Source organism: Tabrizicola oligotrophica, from assembly GCF_011008935.1.
Taxonomy (GTDB): Bacteria; Pseudomonadota; Alphaproteobacteria; order Rhodobacterales; family Rhodobacteraceae; genus Tabrizicola_A; species Tabrizicola_A oligotrophica.
Map to the genome: position 1 here is coordinate 1 of NZ_JAAIVJ010000019.1, position 14,213 is coordinate 14,213.

General features: G+C 62.8%; 12 protein-coding genes and 2 pseudogenes. 2 read left to right on the top strand and 12 right to left on the bottom strand.

Annotation, left to right across the window (positions count from 1 at the left end; translation table 11 throughout):
• Positions 1-460: 460 nt before the first annotated feature.
• Positions 461-835, bottom strand: a pseudogene (locus G4Z14_RS17395) (integrase core domain-containing protein); the annotation flags it as partial.
• Between G4Z14_RS17395 and G4Z14_RS17400 the strand changes: the two are divergent.
• Both G4Z14_RS17400 and G4Z14_RS17405 read left to right on the top strand, forming a co-directional pair.
• Positions 833-1,264, top strand: a pseudogene (locus G4Z14_RS17400) (IS66 family transposase); the annotation flags it as partial. The pseudogenes G4Z14_RS17395 and G4Z14_RS17400 sit on opposite strands and share 3 nt — an antisense overlap.
• Positions 1,265-3,065: 1,801 nt before the next feature.
• Positions 3,066-4,631, top strand: coding sequence for a hypothetical protein (locus tag G4Z14_RS17405; RefSeq protein WP_164628028.1), 1,566 nt, complete (start codon positions 3,066-3,068; stop codon positions 4,629-4,631).
• Positions 4,632-4,973: 342 nt separating this feature from the next.
• Here G4Z14_RS17405 and G4Z14_RS17410 read toward each other — a convergent pair whose 3' ends face one another.
• The 11 genes from G4Z14_RS17410 to G4Z14_RS17460 form a co-directional block, all read right to left on the bottom strand.
• Entirely contained in the window at positions 4,974-5,654 is a 681-nt protein-coding gene (locus G4Z14_RS17410; RefSeq protein WP_164628030.1) for a NapC/NirT family cytochrome c, read from the bottom strand.
• Positions 5,654-6,118: a nitrate reductase cytochrome c-type subunit gene (locus G4Z14_RS17415; RefSeq protein WP_164628032.1), complete on the bottom strand. Its 465-nt coding sequence runs from the start codon at positions 6,116-6,118 to the stop codon at positions 5,654-5,656. Before G4Z14_RS17415 ends, G4Z14_RS17410 begins: the two co-directional genes overlap by 1 nt.
• Positions 6,119-6,129: 11 nt before the next feature.
• Positions 6,130-8,628 carry a nitrate reductase catalytic subunit NapA gene (gene napA, locus G4Z14_RS17420; protein ID WP_164628033.1) on the bottom strand — a complete coding sequence of 833 codons (2,499 nt, stop codon included), beginning with the start codon at positions 8,626-8,628 and terminating at the stop codon, positions 6,130-6,132.
• A complete protein-coding gene (locus G4Z14_RS17425; protein WP_164628035.1) occupies positions 8,625-8,906 on the bottom strand; it encodes a chaperone NapD in 282 nt (93 codons plus the stop codon). Before G4Z14_RS17425 ends, napA begins: the two co-directional genes overlap by 4 nt.
• Positions 8,903-9,418, bottom strand: a complete 516-nt coding sequence (gene napF, locus G4Z14_RS17430; protein ID WP_164628037.1) for a ferredoxin-type protein NapF — start codon at positions 9,416-9,418, stop codon at positions 8,903-8,905. Before napF ends, G4Z14_RS17425 begins: the two co-directional genes overlap by 4 nt.
• Positions 9,415-9,582, bottom strand: a complete 168-nt coding sequence (locus tag G4Z14_RS17435) for a periplasmic nitrate reductase, NapE protein (RefSeq protein ID WP_164628039.1) — start codon at positions 9,580-9,582, stop codon at positions 9,415-9,417. Before G4Z14_RS17435 ends, napF begins: the two co-directional genes overlap by 4 nt.
• Before the next feature lie 686 nt (positions 9,583-10,268).
• Complete coding sequence (locus G4Z14_RS17440) at positions 10,269-11,000, bottom strand: sulfate/molybdate ABC transporter ATP-binding protein (RefSeq protein ID WP_164628041.1); 732 nt, start codon at positions 10,998-11,000, stop codon at positions 10,269-10,271.
• Positions 11,001-11,009: 9 nt separating this feature from the next.
• On the bottom strand, positions 11,010-11,864 hold the full coding sequence (gene cysW / locus G4Z14_RS17445) for a sulfate ABC transporter permease subunit CysW (protein ID WP_164628043.1): 855 nt from the start codon (positions 11,862-11,864) through the stop codon (positions 11,010-11,012).
• Positions 11,857-12,696: a sulfate ABC transporter permease subunit CysT gene (gene cysT / locus G4Z14_RS17450; RefSeq protein ID WP_164628044.1), complete on the bottom strand. Its 840-nt coding sequence runs from the start codon at positions 12,694-12,696 to the stop codon at positions 11,857-11,859. The genes cysW and cysT overlap by 8 nt, the downstream gene beginning before the upstream one ends.
• Positions 12,693-13,814: a sulfate ABC transporter substrate-binding protein gene (locus G4Z14_RS17455; RefSeq protein ID WP_164628046.1), complete on the bottom strand. Its 1,122-nt coding sequence runs from the start codon at positions 13,812-13,814 to the stop codon at positions 12,693-12,695. The genes cysT and G4Z14_RS17455 overlap by 4 nt, the downstream gene beginning before the upstream one ends.
• An 89-nt stretch (positions 13,815-13,903) precedes the next feature.
• The gene (locus G4Z14_RS17460; RefSeq protein WP_227751835.1) at positions 13,904-14,164 is read right to left on the bottom strand and encodes a hypothetical protein; all 261 of its coding nucleotides are present in this window, start codon (positions 14,162-14,164) and stop codon (positions 13,904-13,906) included.
• Positions 14,165-14,213 lie beyond the last annotated feature (49 nt).

Sequence of the window (14,213 nt, forward strand, 5' to 3'; positions counted from 1 at the left end):
AACCGTGCCCATCACCGTGGGCCAGAGATCAAGCAGCCCCTCCCTCCCCATCTGTGCTAAAGCCTCAACGCTTGGGGTGTTTTGGGTTTCCCGAGGCTGCATTTGGTCTTTCGTTCGCTTTGACATCCTGGTTCTCATTGCCCGGCTGTTCGACATGTTTCGCGCCCATCAGCAATGCTTGCTCCAGGTTGCAAGTCGAGACGGAATGATGAGTTGGAAGCAGTGACGAATGTCGGAAAGGGCGGGAAGCCGCCTGACGGCAATGCAGCATCGCTGTTGCAGCAAAACCTCCAAAGCAGACACTCACTGACCTGAGCCCCATCTTCCCTCCGGCGATGGGGAGAGTCCTTGGGTTGATTGATCCGCTCCCCAACCTTGGACCGCCCGGAGGCAGAGTTTTCCGGCTACTGATCCGCCCCCCAACCTTGGACCGCCCAAAGGCAGAGTTTTCCGGCTTTGCTCAGGGTGACGGGCTGGTGACGCCCCCCGATTTTGTCAGCGTGATCGGAACCTTGTTTCCGATCGCGCCATGCGGCCGTTCCTCGTTGTAGTATCTACGCCAAGCCTCCAACTTTTCCGCCGCATCTGCAAGCGTCAGGAACCAGTGGGCGTTCAGGCATTCCGCGCGGAACCTACCGTTGAACGCTTCAATGAAGGCATTATCGGTGGGCTTGCCCGGCCGCGAGAAGTCGAGCGTGACACCGCGCTGATAGGCCCAGAGGTCCATGTCCCGTGACACGAACTCGGTGCCTTGGTCGACACGGATGGTCTTGGGATAGCCGACCTTCCGGCACACCCGATCCAAGGTCGCGACCACGTCTTCGCCGCGGTAGCTGTCCGGCAGGAATTGTCGCGCCCGTTGGTTGATGCGTTCTTCACCTGGTTGGCGGCACAGGCCAAGCGGGTCCCGCGCAAATCCGATCTCGGCGAGGCGATGGCCTATATGCTGAAACGTCAGGATGGCTTCCGGCTGTTCCTCGACGATGGCCGCGTCGACATCGACTCCAACCTCGTGGAAAACGCCATCCGCAGCCCGGCCATGAACCGCCGCAATGCACTCTTCGCAGGCCATGATGAGGGCGGTCGGAACTGGGCACGCTTCGCCAGCCTAATCGGCACATGCAAGATGAACCCCGTCGAACCCTATGGATATCTGGCCGATCTCTTCACGAAGCTGGCCAATGGCCACCTCGCCAACAACATCGACGCCCTGATGCCCTGGGCCTACGCTCAAGCCGCAAAATCTGCCGGGATGAGCTCATAAAGGACTCCTTTCTGAGCTACCAAAAAGTCTCAGATCCCCCCAGAACCCCACTGCGCAAGCCTGAAATCAATGGGGCAGAGACGGCGCTTACGGACAAAATTGTTGCCGACCCTGCACAGGACCACCTATACAAAAGGACAAGACGAAAATGTTAATCTCGGTACGGATGTAGCAGCCCTTCACTTAGGTCGGCGCGGCGCAGGAGGGGGTGTTGTGGAGCTGTATCATCTTAACGGCAGGCAGGTGAGTCAGGTTCCCTCTTCAAGTTGCGCGAGCTGGCGAGATAGCTGGAAGAACGGAGTAGTTGCATGATTAGAAATGTTGTTATTCTCTGTATAGTTATTTCGGCGGTTGGCTTTTCTTATTTGAGTTTGTCAAGGTTTTTCTTGAGCGAAAGCATCGTGGCGGATGGGTATGAGGCATTCGGATCTCTTATTGTCTTGGCTGCCAATAAATCCGAGCCCCCAAAGAGAGTTGTCGTTCGACGTGATTTGATGTCCTCTGCTAGTATGAAGGCTATTCTAGCAGAGTATTTTAGTTGTGAAACCGAAGTACAAGCCGAGTCGAGCGCCCCGCAGGCAGATGAGGTATATCTTTATGGGTCTGCGGTGTCAATTTCACTCCGAGTTAAGATTAGGCCATGGGTCATGATATATAGCGGGAAGCCGCTTGATTTCGGCGCCGCCCTGAATGAGCGTGATCTAAAAATGCAAGTTATGTCTTTGCTTCCAGCTGAAAGGAGAAGCCGGCCAAACGCAACAAGGTTCTTTGATAGAATATTTGTGCAGCGTTCCTTCAGTATTATCTCGGGTGAATGCAAGAATTTCTCATATACGGCTTTTTGGGAGAACTGACTTGGAAGATGAAGTTTTTTGGTGACAGCTATGCTGTCGTAAGTGCCTATGACACCCGGATTGGCGATTCGAGAACCGGCCACGTCTCAATAGAAGTTCGATCATCAATCGGGTACAGTAACACAGAAGTTCAAATTGATCTTGATCAGGAGACATCTTTTACTACAATCAGAGGGCGGTTTGACGTACCTGCTTCGATAGTCGGAGTTTTGGGGCAGTTCGGAGCAAACGACGGGCGCGTAATTGATAGAACGCAATCTAGCGAAGCAATGTCGCGACCAGCAGCAGCAACTTCAGGTAGGATCCCGGTTTCCGAAGAGCAAGCAAATGCAATGATTGATTACGCCAAGAGTCTGATTGGAAAGCCAATAGATTATGGAATTTTTTCAAACAACTGTGTGTCACACGTAGAAGGTGTTCTAGCGGCTGGAGGAATAACGATACCGTTGGGATCGCTCTTCTCGCTTGGATCGATACAAGCTCCAATCACCCATCTTCTAGATGGGTACGTTTTAAACGGGACAACTGGGGGCCTGAGAGAGCGAGTCGGGATTAAACAGGTAGACGATGAATACATCGCTCGTCTCGCTGTCGCAGGGGCAATTCTGCCTGGCTATTCTCGGATGTTGAAGGACATAGAGGATAGGACAGGCGGCCCCACGGGTATGGGGAATGATCCGCTCGACCCGAGGGGTATTGATCAAATCCCCGGCTTTTCGAGGCCTGCTGGCTCAAATGTTGTGGGTGAGGGTCGAGACGCGCCATCCTCTGCGGCGCAAGGCCGCGCGACCGATGTTGCCACAGGAGGGGGCTATGGTTATCAGGGCAATTCTGTAGATGCGCCGAGTGGTCATTCCAATTGGAGCGGTACCGGAGGCGGTGCGGCGCAGTCAGGCCAAGCGGCTAATCCGAGCTCAACCAACGGCACTCCTTCGCATACATCTGATGTGTCGCACAACTCTAACAACAACCGTGACCGTCAGGGAAGCGGCGACCACACGGCGACGGAAGGCCGACGCCCCATTCTCCTCGACCTCGACGGCGACGGCATCGAGATCACCGAACTCACCAAATCGACGGTATTCACGGACACCTCGGGGGATGGCCTCGACCACCGGACGGCCTGGGCGGGGGCGGGGGATGGGGTGTTGTTCATTGACGCGGATGGCAATGGGCAGCTGTCGAACAGCCATGAATTTGTCTTCACCGAATGGGCTGACGGCGCGAAAGACGATCTGGACGGCTTGCGCCGGGCGTTTGACTCGAACGGCGACGGCAAACTGACCAGCGCCGATGCGCGCTGGGGCGAATTCCGGGTGCAGGTGACGAAGGCCGATGGCAGCCAGGAGGTCAAGACGCTGGGCGAGCTGGGGATCACCGAGCTTGATCTGACGGCGGATGCCACGGAGATCCTGCTGCCCGATGGCTCGACGATCACCGGGCAGTCGAGCTTCGTGATGAACGGGGTGACGCGGGTTCTGGCAAACACGCGGCTGATGGCGGAGGCGCAGGGCTACCGGGTGGAGGAGGTGGTCTCGACGGCCGCCAATGGCAAGCGCACGGTGACGCAGTCGGGCTATGATCAGACCGGGGACCGGGTGTTTGTGGTCACCTCGGTGACCAGCGCCAATGGGCTGAGCATCACCAACCGCTTCGATCAGGATGGTGATGGGGTGGTGGACCGGCTGCAAAGCTTGCAGACCGTGCTGAATGCCGATGGCAGCCGGACGGAGACGGTGATCAACCGTCAGGGCAGCGATGCGACAACTGCCGTGGTGTTGGACCGGGTGGTGACGACGACCAGCGCCGATGGCAAGCAAGTCTCGATCCAGCGCGATACCACCGGGGGCGGCTGGTTCGACCAGACGGAGGTTCGCACGACAGCGGCGAATGGCAGCCGGACGGTCGTGATCTCGGATCTGGCCAATGAAGGATCGGTTATCCGGTCAAGCACAGAGACGCAAACGGCGGATGGGTTGACCCGGGTCCGCTCGGACAATCTGGACGGGACTGGCGGTGAGGATCGGATCACCACGGAGATATTGTCGGAAGATGCGGAGGGGGTACGAACGGAAATTACGGCGGTGACCAACCGGGATGGCTCTGACCGGGTGAGCGAGACGTTGGTCATCAGCGCGGATGGTCGGACGCGAACGACATCGGTTGATCTGAACGGCGATGGGGCCGATGATCAAAAGATCATATCCGTCACGACACTGGGAGTTGCCGGCAACACCAGCACGGTGGAAACGATCCGCAATGCCAACAATTCTCTGGTGACGCAGACGAATTCGACGGTGTCAGCCGATGGGCTGGTGCGCACGACCAGCCAAAAGCTTGACGGCGACGCCGATTTTGATCGCTACACCAATGACACGACGGTGATTGATGCGGCGGGTAACCACGGGGCCGGTCTCGCCGTGGACAGGCGAGCGAAGATCCTTGCGCGCGGACAGGCAAGGCAGCTTGCCGCCGAAGCTGCGCTTCTCTTGCGGTGTCGGTCCGCACGGTGAAGCAATGCCTCGCCCCGTTCCGGGCGTCTGGCCGGGGGCAGACGCCGTGACCCTGCATCCGCGAAAACCCTTGCGCAGCAGATCATCCCCGCCCCTGGCGCGACAGCGCCGGGCGGTGGTCTGCGGGCGATGCAAGGCAGCCCGGACGGGCGGCCGCGGCCCATGGCGCGCGGCCTTGGTTCCGGGCGCGGAAAATCCTGACCTTCGAAACCGCGCGCCTGCCGCCGGCTTCCTGCGCCGCTGTTCCCGCCGCTGGCAGATCTGGTCAGGCTGCAAGGACGACGGCAGGCCATGCACAGCCGGAGGACGCCCGAGGCGCCCGCCGGCTGCGTGGGTGACCGATCACTCGGTCACGGTCTTCAGATAGGCCTTCACCTCGGCGCTGCCGCTGGCTTCGACGTTCTCGCTCATCTGTTCGGGCGCGTCCGAGGTCGGGCCGAACATCGCCTGACCGTGCATGTCGGGCAATTGGTGGGCGATGCCCTTGTGGCAGTTGATGCAGGTCTTTTCGCCGGTGAACAGGAAGCGCTCATGCGCTTCGGCGGCGCGCTTGCTTTGCCGGGTGATATCCATCGACTCCATCGAGTGGCAGTTGCGGCATTCAAGGCTGTCATTGGCCTCCAGCCGTGCCCATTCGTGCTGTGCCAGTTCCAGCCGCTTGTCGAGGAACTTCTCGCGCGTGTTGATCGTGCCGAAGATCTTGCCCCAGACCTCCTTGCTGGCCTGCATCTTGCGGGCGATCTTGTGGGTCCATTGATGCGGCACATGGCAGTCCGGGCAGGTGGCCCGCACGCCCGAGCGGTTGGTGTAATGGATGGTCGGCTTCAGCTCTTCATAGACGTTGTCGCGCATCTCGTGGCAGCTGGTGCAGAAGGCCTCGGTGTTGGTGACTTCAAGAGCGGTGTTGAAGCCGCCCCAGAAGATCACCCCCATCACGAAGCCCCCGACGGTCAGGAACCCAAGGCTCAGATGCGCGGCCGGATGGACCAGGATGTGCCAGACCCGTTTCAGAAGCCTGAACATCACTGACCCTCCTCACCGGCGCCGATGATGTGATCCAGCACGCTGTCGACATCCAGGAAACCGTTTGCCACCGGCGGTTCGGCATCGTGCTGCACCACATGGCACTGGGTGCAGAAATAGCGGCGCGGGCTGACGGTGCCCAGCGTCTGCCCGTCGCGGTCCATGAAATGCGTGACCGAGATCATCGGCGCCTGGCTGGCTTCAACCGCGGTGCGGCTGTGGCAGGACAGGCATTTGTTCACGTTCAGGTCGATCTGGTAATTGTCGATCTTGTGCGGAATGATCGGCGGCTGGTCGGGATAGTTGCGCACCTGCCGGACATCGGAATTGACGACTGCCGGGATCTGCGGCGCCTCGGATTCCTCGGCAAGCGGCGTGTCGGGGCGAAGGCCGCCCAGCTGGTTTTCGGCCATGGCGGCGGTGGCTGCCAGAAGGGCTACGGCGAAGGCAAAGCGTTTCAACATGATATCCCCCCTCACACGGCTTCGATGCGGATGGCGCATTTCTTGAAATCCGCCTGTTTGGAAATCGGATCGGTCGCGTCGAGCGTCACCTTGTTGATCAGGCGGCGCGCGTCGAACCACGGCACGAAGACAAGCCCCTTCGGCGGCTTGTTGCGCCCCCGCGTCTCCACCCGCACCCGGATTTCGCCCCGCCGCGAGATCACCCGCACCTCGGAGCCGCGCCGCAGGTTCAGCGCCTCGGCGTCGTCGGGGTGCATGTAGCACAGCGCGTCGGGGACGGCCTGATACAGCTCCGGCACCCGCTGCGTCATCGAGCCGGAGTGCCAGTGCTCCAGCACCCGCCCGGTGGACAGCCAGAACGGATATTCGGCATCGGGCGATTCCGCCGGCGGCTCGTAGGGCAGCGCAAAGATATTGGCCCGGCCGTCCTTGTTGCCGTAGAAATGGAAGGGCTTGCCATTCTTGACATAGGGGTCATGCTCGGCGTTGAAGCGCCAGCGGGTTTCCTCGCCGTTCACCACGGGCCAGCGCAGGCCGCGCACCTCGTGATAGGTGTCGAACGGCGCGAGGTCATGGCCATGGCCGCGACCGAAGCTGGCATATTCCTCGAACAGGCCCTTTTGCAGGTAGAAGCCAAGGGCCTCGGACTCGGGGTTGGCGAAGCCTTCGGCCAGATCGGCGGGGCCGAACCTGTCGACCTGCCCGTTGGCGAACAGCACCTCGAACAGGGTCTTGCCCTTGTACTCGGGGTTGGCGGCCAGCATTTCGGCCGGCCAGACCTCGTCGGTGGTGAAGCGCTTGGAAAACTCGACCAGTTGCCACAGGTCCGAGCGTGCCTCGCCCGGGGCGTTGACCAGCTGGTGCCAAAGCTGGGTGCGGCGCTCGGCATTGCCGTAACCGCCTTCCTTTTCCACCCACATTGCCGAGGGCAGCACCAGATCGGCGGCCTCGCAGGTGACTGTGGGATAGGCATCCGACACCACGATGAAGTTGTCGGGGTTGCGGTAGCCCGGCAGCCCTTCCTGCATCATGTTGGGACCAGCCTGCATGTTGTTGGTGACCTGCACCCAATAGCAGTTGATCTTGCCATCCTTCAGATCGCGGTTCTGCTTGACGGCATGCGAGCCCAGCCAGTCGGGCAGGATGCCCTTGGGCAGTTTCCACAGCTCTTCGGTATGGGCGCGGTGATCGGGGTTCGTCACCACCATGTCGGCGGGCAGCCGGTGCGAGAAGGTGCCGACCTCGCGCGCCGTGCCGCAGGCCGAAGGCTGGCCCGTCAGCGAGAAGGGCGAGTTGCCGGGCGTGGAGATCTTCCCGGTCAAGAGGTGGATGTTGTAGACCAGATTGTTGGCCCAGACGCCGCGGGTGTGCTGGTTGAACCCCATGGTCCACAGCGACATCACCTTGACGTTCGGGTCGGCATAAAGCTTTGCCAGCGCCTCCAGCTGTTCAGCCGGAACACCGCTGATTTCCTCGGCCTTCTCCACCGTGTATTCCGACACGAAGGCAGCGAATTCCTCAAAGCTCATCGGCTCGGAAACCGTCGGGTCCTTGGCGTTGGCGGCATTCACCTCGCGCGGGTCTTCGGGACGCAGACCATAGCCGATGTCGGTGGCGCCACGCTTGAAGTTCACATGTTCCTTCAGGAACGCCTCGTTCACCGCGCCGTTCTGGATGATGTAATTGGCGATGTAGTTCAGGATCGCCAGATCGCTTTGCGGTTTGAAGATCACCGGAATGTCGGCCAGATCAAAGCTGCGATGGGTGAAGGTGGACAGCACCGCAACCTTGACATGCGGATGGGCAAAGCGGCGGTCGGTGACGCGCGTCCACAGGATCGGGTGCATCTCGGCCATGTTCGAGCCCCAGAGCACGAAGGCATCGGCGGCCTCGAAATCGTCATAGCAGCCCATCGGCTCGTCGATGCCGAAGGTGCGCATGAAGCCCGCGACGGCGCTGGCCATGCAGTGCCGGGCATTGGGGTCGATGTTGTTCGACAGGAAGCCCGCCTTCATCAGCTTGACGGCGGCATAGCCTTCGTAGATCGTCCACTGCCCCGAGCCGAACATGCCGATGCCCTTCGGGCCCTTCTCGGCAAGGGTCTTTTTCCACTTCTCGGCCATGATGTCGAAGGCTTCGTCCCAGCTGACGGGCTCGAAGGTGCCGTCCTTGTGGTACTGGCCATCCTTCTTGCGCAAGAGCGGGGTCGTCAGGCGGTCCTCGCCATACATGATCTTGGACAGGAAATAGCCCTTGACGCAGTTCAGGCCGCGGTTGACCTCGGATTTGCTGTCGCCGTGGGTGGCAACGACGCGGCCGCCCTTGGTGGCGACCATGATCGAACAGCCTGTGCCGCAGAAACGGCAGGGCGCCTTGTTCCAGTTCAGTTGCGTCAGGTCAGCCTCTGTCACCAGATTCTGCGCCTCGGCCGGGATGGGCAGGCCGATGGCGGTCGCGGCGGCAATGACTGCCTGTGCCTTGATAACGTCGCGCCGGGTCATGTCGGTCATGTCGGGCTTCCTTCTGTGGTCGTGAGTTCGTCAGTGTTCAGGATATGTTGGTAGACCAGCGCGGCGTTGACCACGCCGGGCATGAGCTGGATCTCGGCCAGCGTGCGGGTGATGGTCCGGTCGTCGGGCGCCTCCATCACCACCACGGCCTTGCCGCTGGCGGCATCTTCGGTGCCGATCGTGACGCCGGGCAGCGCGCGCAGCGCCGCCAGCAGATCGCCGGTCTGCGCCGGGTCGCAGCGCAGCGCGAAGCTGGCGATATGTAACTCATCGGTCATGCGCTGGCCTCAAGCTGGCGGCCGTCCTGCAGGCCAAGCGCCTGCGTCGGGCAAGGGGGAAGGCAGGCGCCGCAGCCGGTACAGGCCTCGGCGTCAATTCGAATGGCCCCGGCGGGGCGCACCGAGAGGTCGAAACGCAGCGCCTCGGTGGGGCAGGCATCGGTGCAAAGCCGGCAACTGATGCCCGCCTTGAGCAGGCAGGAGCCGGACAGGGCCACCGTCACCGGCCAAGGCGCGGCCAGATCGGCCAGAAACACGCCCTCGTCGCAAGCATCGGCGCAGGCGTGGCAGAAGGTGCATTCCCCCTGCCCCGGCACCAGCCGCGGCAGTCCGCCCGGACCCGCGGCCAGCAGCCCGGCCGCGCAGGCCTTGATGCAGGCACCGCAGCCGGTGCAGCGGGCGCTGACGCTGGCCTCATCCGTCCACGGCGGACGGAATTGTGGCGCCGGCCTTGGGCGCAAACCGGCCAGGAAGCCGCGGCGGCCCGGCTGGAATTCGATCGCGCCGCTCATCCGGGCGGTCCGAAGAACATCTGCCAGATCCAGATCGACAGACCCAGCGAGCCGACGCCGGCAACCGCCAGGATCGGCGCCAGAAAGACGGCAAGGAACAGGAAGATGTTGCGCTCCTCGCGGGCGGTCGGCGGCGGGGTGGGGATGGTATCGTTCTGAGCCATGGGCAGATCCTTCATCGGCAGGGATCGGGGGCGAAACCCGCGATACCGCCTGTATGACAGGGAGAGACAGTCAGCGATCCTGCGATCAGGAGAGGGGCCGGGCCAGCAGGCCACGGTACGCGCCGACACGCGGCAGCAAGGCCGCCGGTCCGGGCCATCAGGGGGGGTGCAGCATGGTTCTCTCCTGTCTCGCGCGGCTCTTGGATAGCGCCGGGGCGGGCACCGGTCTTTGATACAGGTCAATGTCGGCAAACGAATCAGCACATCTCGCCGCGCCGGCCAGGTGCGTGGCGGGACGCCACTATGGAAAGGCGCAGCATGGGCCAGCGGCACGGCCGATATATTGAAAAGCCCGCCCCAGACCGTGCGGGGCGGGCCATTGCAGCCAAGGCGGGACAGGACGATTAGCTGTGACGCCGGGAAATGCGTCGCGCCAAACAACCCCTTTCCCCTTCTAGTGCAACCCGAATTCCGCCATCAGCACAGGCCGCAAGGCCACGAACCCAGTGCAGCGTCAGTCCTTGGGCCGGGGCCGATCGACATCGATCAGGCGGGGACCGGGACTTTCTCCTTTGGCGCGACCGGCAGGCGACCGGCACGGAAGATCGCCTCCTCCGGACCGTGCGGCACAAGGATCGGCATGGCGCGACCCTCGCGCCAGATGCGGGCGGTCTCCGCCAGCCTGGTCAGGCGCTGATGAAGTCGCGGACGAACGGGGTCGCCGGGCGGGCGCGGATATCGGCCGGTTTGCCGATCTGTTCGATCCTGCCCCCCGACCGCGAGCCCGACATCACCACAACCAGATCGGCCAGCTCCATCGCCTCCTCCTGGTCGTGGGTGACGAAGACCGTGGTCAACCCCGTCTCGTCATGGATGTCGCGCAAGCCCTGCCGGAGATCCTTGCGGACCTTGGCATCAAGCGCGCCGAAGGGTTCGTCAAGCAAGAGCATCCGCGGTTCGATGGCAAGCGCACGGGCCAGCGCGACCCGCTGCCGCTGCCCTCCGGAAAGCTGGCTTGGATAGCGCGCGCCGATGTCGGGCAACTGGATCAGGTCGAGCAATTTCGTCACCCGCCGGGCAATCTCGGCCCTGGGCGGGCGCGTGGCGCGGGGACGGGTCTTCAGGCCATAGGCGATGTTGTCAAACACCGTCATGTGCCGGAACAGCGCATAGGACTGGAACACAAACCCCGCCCGGCGGTCCTGCACCGCAAGCCCGGTCGCGTCGGCGCCGTCGAACAGGATCCGGCCCGAGGTGGGAAACTCCAGGCCCCCCAGAATGCGCAAGAGCGTGGTCTTGCCTGACCCGGAGGGGCCAAGCAGCGCCACCAGCGCACCCGACGGGATCGCCAGCGACACCGGCGTCAGCGCCGCGGTGGGTCCGAAAGCCTTGGAGATTTCGTCGATTTCGATGTGCATGGGCGCCTCCTAATGGCGATGCGTGGCAGAAAGCTGATCGGCGTGGCGGATTTCCAGCGCGGTTTTCAGCAGAAGCGTGACAAGGGCGAGCAGGGTGAGCACCGCGGCCAGCGAAAACGCCGCGACCGAGAGGTATTCGTTGTAAAGCATCTCGATGGTGATCGGCATGGTCGCGGTCTGGCCACGGATCTTGCCCGACACCACCGCAACCGCGCCGAACTCGCCCATGGCGCGGGCGTTGCACAGAAGGACACCGTAAAGCAGCGCCCAGCGGATGTTCGGCAGCGTGACAGTCCGGAAGGTCCGCCAGCCGCTTGCGCCAAGGGTCAGCGCCGCCTCTTCCTCTGCCCTGCCCTGCTCGATCATCACCGGGATCAACTCGCGGGCGACGAAGGGAAAGGTCACGAACATCGTCGCCAGAACGATCCCCGGCAGGGCAAAGACAATGGGATGGCCGCTGGCGACCAGCCAGCCGCCGACCAGCGAATTGGTGCCGAACATCAGGACGATGCACAGCCCCGCCACCACGGGCGAGACCGAGAACGGCAGGTCGATCAGGGTGATGAGGACCGCCTTGCCGCGGAAATCGAACTTGGTGATGAACCAGGCGGCGGCGATGCCGAAGGCTGCGTTCAGCGGCACCGAGATACCCGCGATCAGAAGCGTCAGCCGGATCGCCGACTGCGCGTCACGGTTGCCCAGCGCGGTGACAGCGGCCAGCCAGCCCTGGGCCAGCGCCTCGGCAAAGACCACGAGCAACGGCGCGGCGACAAGGGTCGCCAACCCGGCGACGGCCAGACCGATCAGCAGGCGGCGGACCGCGGCGGGTTCCTCGGTGGCGGCGGCAAACCGGATGTCAGACATAGCCAATCCTCCGGCGGCTCCAGACCTGAATGAGGTTGATCAGCAGAAGCATCGCAAAACTGATAAGAAGCATGGAAATTCCAATGGCGGCGGCGGCATCATAGTTGAATTCCTCCAACTGGATGACGATCAGCAAGGGCGCGATTTCCGTCACCAGCGGGATGTTCCCGGCGATGAAGATGACGGAGCCGTATTCGCCCACGGCGCGGGCCAGCGACAGGGCAAAGCCGGTCAGGGCCGCCGGGGCGAGCATCGGCAGGATCACATGGCGCAAGGTATGCACGCGCGACGCGCCAAGCGTGGCCGAGGCCTCTTCGACCTCGCGGTCGATCTCCTCGATCACCGGCTGCACGGTGCGGGTGACAAAGGGCAGCCCGACAAAGACCAGCGCAAGGAAAATGCCCGACTGGGTGTAGGCGATCTTCCAGCCGATCTCTTTCGCCAGCGCGCCGAACATGCCGTTCGGGGCGTAGATCGTGGTCAGGGCGATGCCGGCCACTGCCGTCGGCAGGGCAAAGGGCAGATCGACGGCGGCATCAAGGATCCGCCGCCCCGGGAAGCGGTAGCGCACCAGAACCCAGGCCAGAAGCAGGCCGAACACCAGATTGAACAGCGCCGCGATGAGCGACAGCCGGAAGGACAGGAACAGCGCCGCCCAGACCCGCTCGCGGTTCACGGTTTCCCAGATGCCGGACAGGCCGAAAGTGGCGCCCTTCCACAGAAGGGCGCCGATGGGAAGCAGGACGACGAGCGACAGCATCGTCAGGGTGATCCCCATGCTGAGACCAAGGCCGGGCATGGGGGATTTGTGGATCAGCGGTCGTCGCGTCATTTCGGCACATAGATCTGGTCAAAGATCCCGCCGTCGCCGAAATGCTCCGGCTGCACCTTGGCCCAGCCGCCGAAATGGGCGATGTCCACCAGCTCAAGCTGCGGGAAGCGCGCCACGTCCTCGGGATCGGCCGCCGAGGCATCCCAGGCCCGGTAGAAATGCTTGAAGGCCAGCGCCTGCCCTTCGGGCGAGTACAGGAAGTTCAGATACCCTTCCGCCAGCTTGCGCTGATCGTCGGTCCTGATGTTGGCCTCGACCAGCGCGACCGGGGGTTCGGCCAGCACCGAAACCGACGGCACCACGATGTCGAACTGATCCTCGCCCAGTTCCTTCAGCGCCAGATAGGCTTCGTTTTCCCAGGCCAGCAGCACATCGCCGATGCCGCGTTGCGCAAAGGTGGTGGTCGCCCCCCGCGCGCCGCTGTCGAGAACCGGCACGTTGCCGTAAAGCTTGCCGACGAACGCCTTCGGCTCCTGCCCGTTCTTTTCAGCCCAGGCCCAGGCGGCAAGGTAATTCCACCGCGCGCCGCCACTGGTTTTCGGGTTCGGAGTAATGACCTCCACCCCCTCTGCCACCAGATCGCCCCAGTCCTTCAGCCCCTTCGGGTTGCCCTCGCGCACCAGAAACACGATGGTCGAGGTATAGGGCGACGCGTTGTGCGGCAGCTTCGCCTGCCAGTCGGCCGGCAGCTTGCCCGCCGCCGCGATCTTGTCGATGTCGCTGGCCAGCGCCAGCGTCACCACCTGCGCCTCCAGCCCGTCGATCACGGCGCGGGCCTGCGCGCCAGAGCCGCCGTGGCTGGCCTCAAGGGTTGGCGCCGGATTGCCCGCCGCCTCCCAGGCTTTCGCAAAGACTTCGTTCACCTCGCGGTAAAGCTCGCGGGTCGGGTCATAGCTGACGTTCAGCAGCGTTTCCGACCGTGCTTCCTGCACGAAACCGATCCCGAGATAGGCCGCCGAAATCCCGGCAAGCAGATAGCGCCCCAGACGGCTGCGCAGCACTGGCCAGCCCGTCAGCCGGGCCTCACCGGTCGAGATCGTGACTCGCCCGTCGGGATGGTCCTGCAGTTTGACACCTTGCGCCGAGACAGTGCCGGCCAGCGAGATGGTGGTAATCATGGCGTGTTCCTTTTCAAGTTCGTCCGGGTCGCGGCGTGCATGCGACGGGAAAGGGCGATAGATGGGGGCATGGGACAGGCTTGCAGCACTCATTTGCGCCTCCCGGTTTCAAGGTCGCTGACCCGCACCTCCCAGAGCGCCGGATCGCGGCCCTCCAGCAGATCGGCCACGGCAGCCTCCGGGTCACGGGTAAAGACGATCAGCGCCGCGCCGTTGATGCGGTGGACCGAGCCGGTGCGGCGATCAAACAGCTGCACGGCGCAGGTGCGGCGCAGGCTCATCGTCGGCCCCATCATGGGCGCGACGGCTTGCCCGGGGTTGTGAAATGTCGATGCGGTCTGTGCGATCATGTCGATCTCCTCTGTGGCTCGGAGTGGCGGTTGCCAGCCGATACCAAAA

Bases quoted from the DNA above. Each gene is read 5' to 3' on its own strand.
- G4Z14_RS17410 (WP_164628030.1), bottom strand. From the start codon at position 5,654: ATGTTCAGGCTTCTGAAACGGGTCTGGCACATCCTGGTCCATCCGGCC.
- G4Z14_RS17425 (WP_164628035.1), bottom strand. From the start codon at position 8,906: ATGACCGATGAGTTACATATCGCCAGCTTCGCGCTGCGCTGCGACCCG.
- G4Z14_RS17455 (WP_164628046.1), bottom strand. From the start codon at position 13,814: ATGATTACCACCATCTCGCTGGCCGGCACTGTCTCGGCGCAAGGTGTC.
- G4Z14_RS17435 (WP_164628039.1), bottom strand. From the start codon at position 9,582: ATGGCTCAGAACGATACCATCCCCACCCCGCCGCCGACCGCCCGCGAG.
- cysW (WP_164628043.1), bottom strand. From the start codon at position 11,864: ATGTCTGACATCCGGTTTGCCGCCGCCACCGAGGAACCCGCCGCGGTC.
- napF (WP_164628037.1), bottom strand. From the start codon at position 9,418: ATGAGCGGCGCGATCGAATTCCAGCCGGGCCGCCGCGGCTTCCTGGCC.
- G4Z14_RS17440 (WP_164628041.1), bottom strand. From the start codon at position 11,000: ATGCACATCGAAATCGACGAAATCTCCAAGGCTTTCGGACCCACCGCG.
- G4Z14_RS17415 (WP_164628032.1), bottom strand. From the start codon at position 6,118: ATGTTGAAACGCTTTGCCTTCGCCGTAGCCCTTCTGGCAGCCACCGCC.
- napA (WP_164628033.1), bottom strand. From the start codon at position 8,628: ATGACCGACATGACCCGGCGCGACGTTATCAAGGCACAGGCAGTCATT.
- G4Z14_RS17460 (WP_227751835.1), bottom strand. From the start codon at position 14,164: ATGATCGCACAGACCGCATCGACATTTCACAACCCCGGGCAAGCCGTC.
- cysT (WP_164628044.1), bottom strand. From the start codon at position 12,696: ATGACGCGACGACCGCTGATCCACAAATCCCCCATGCCCGGCCTTGGT.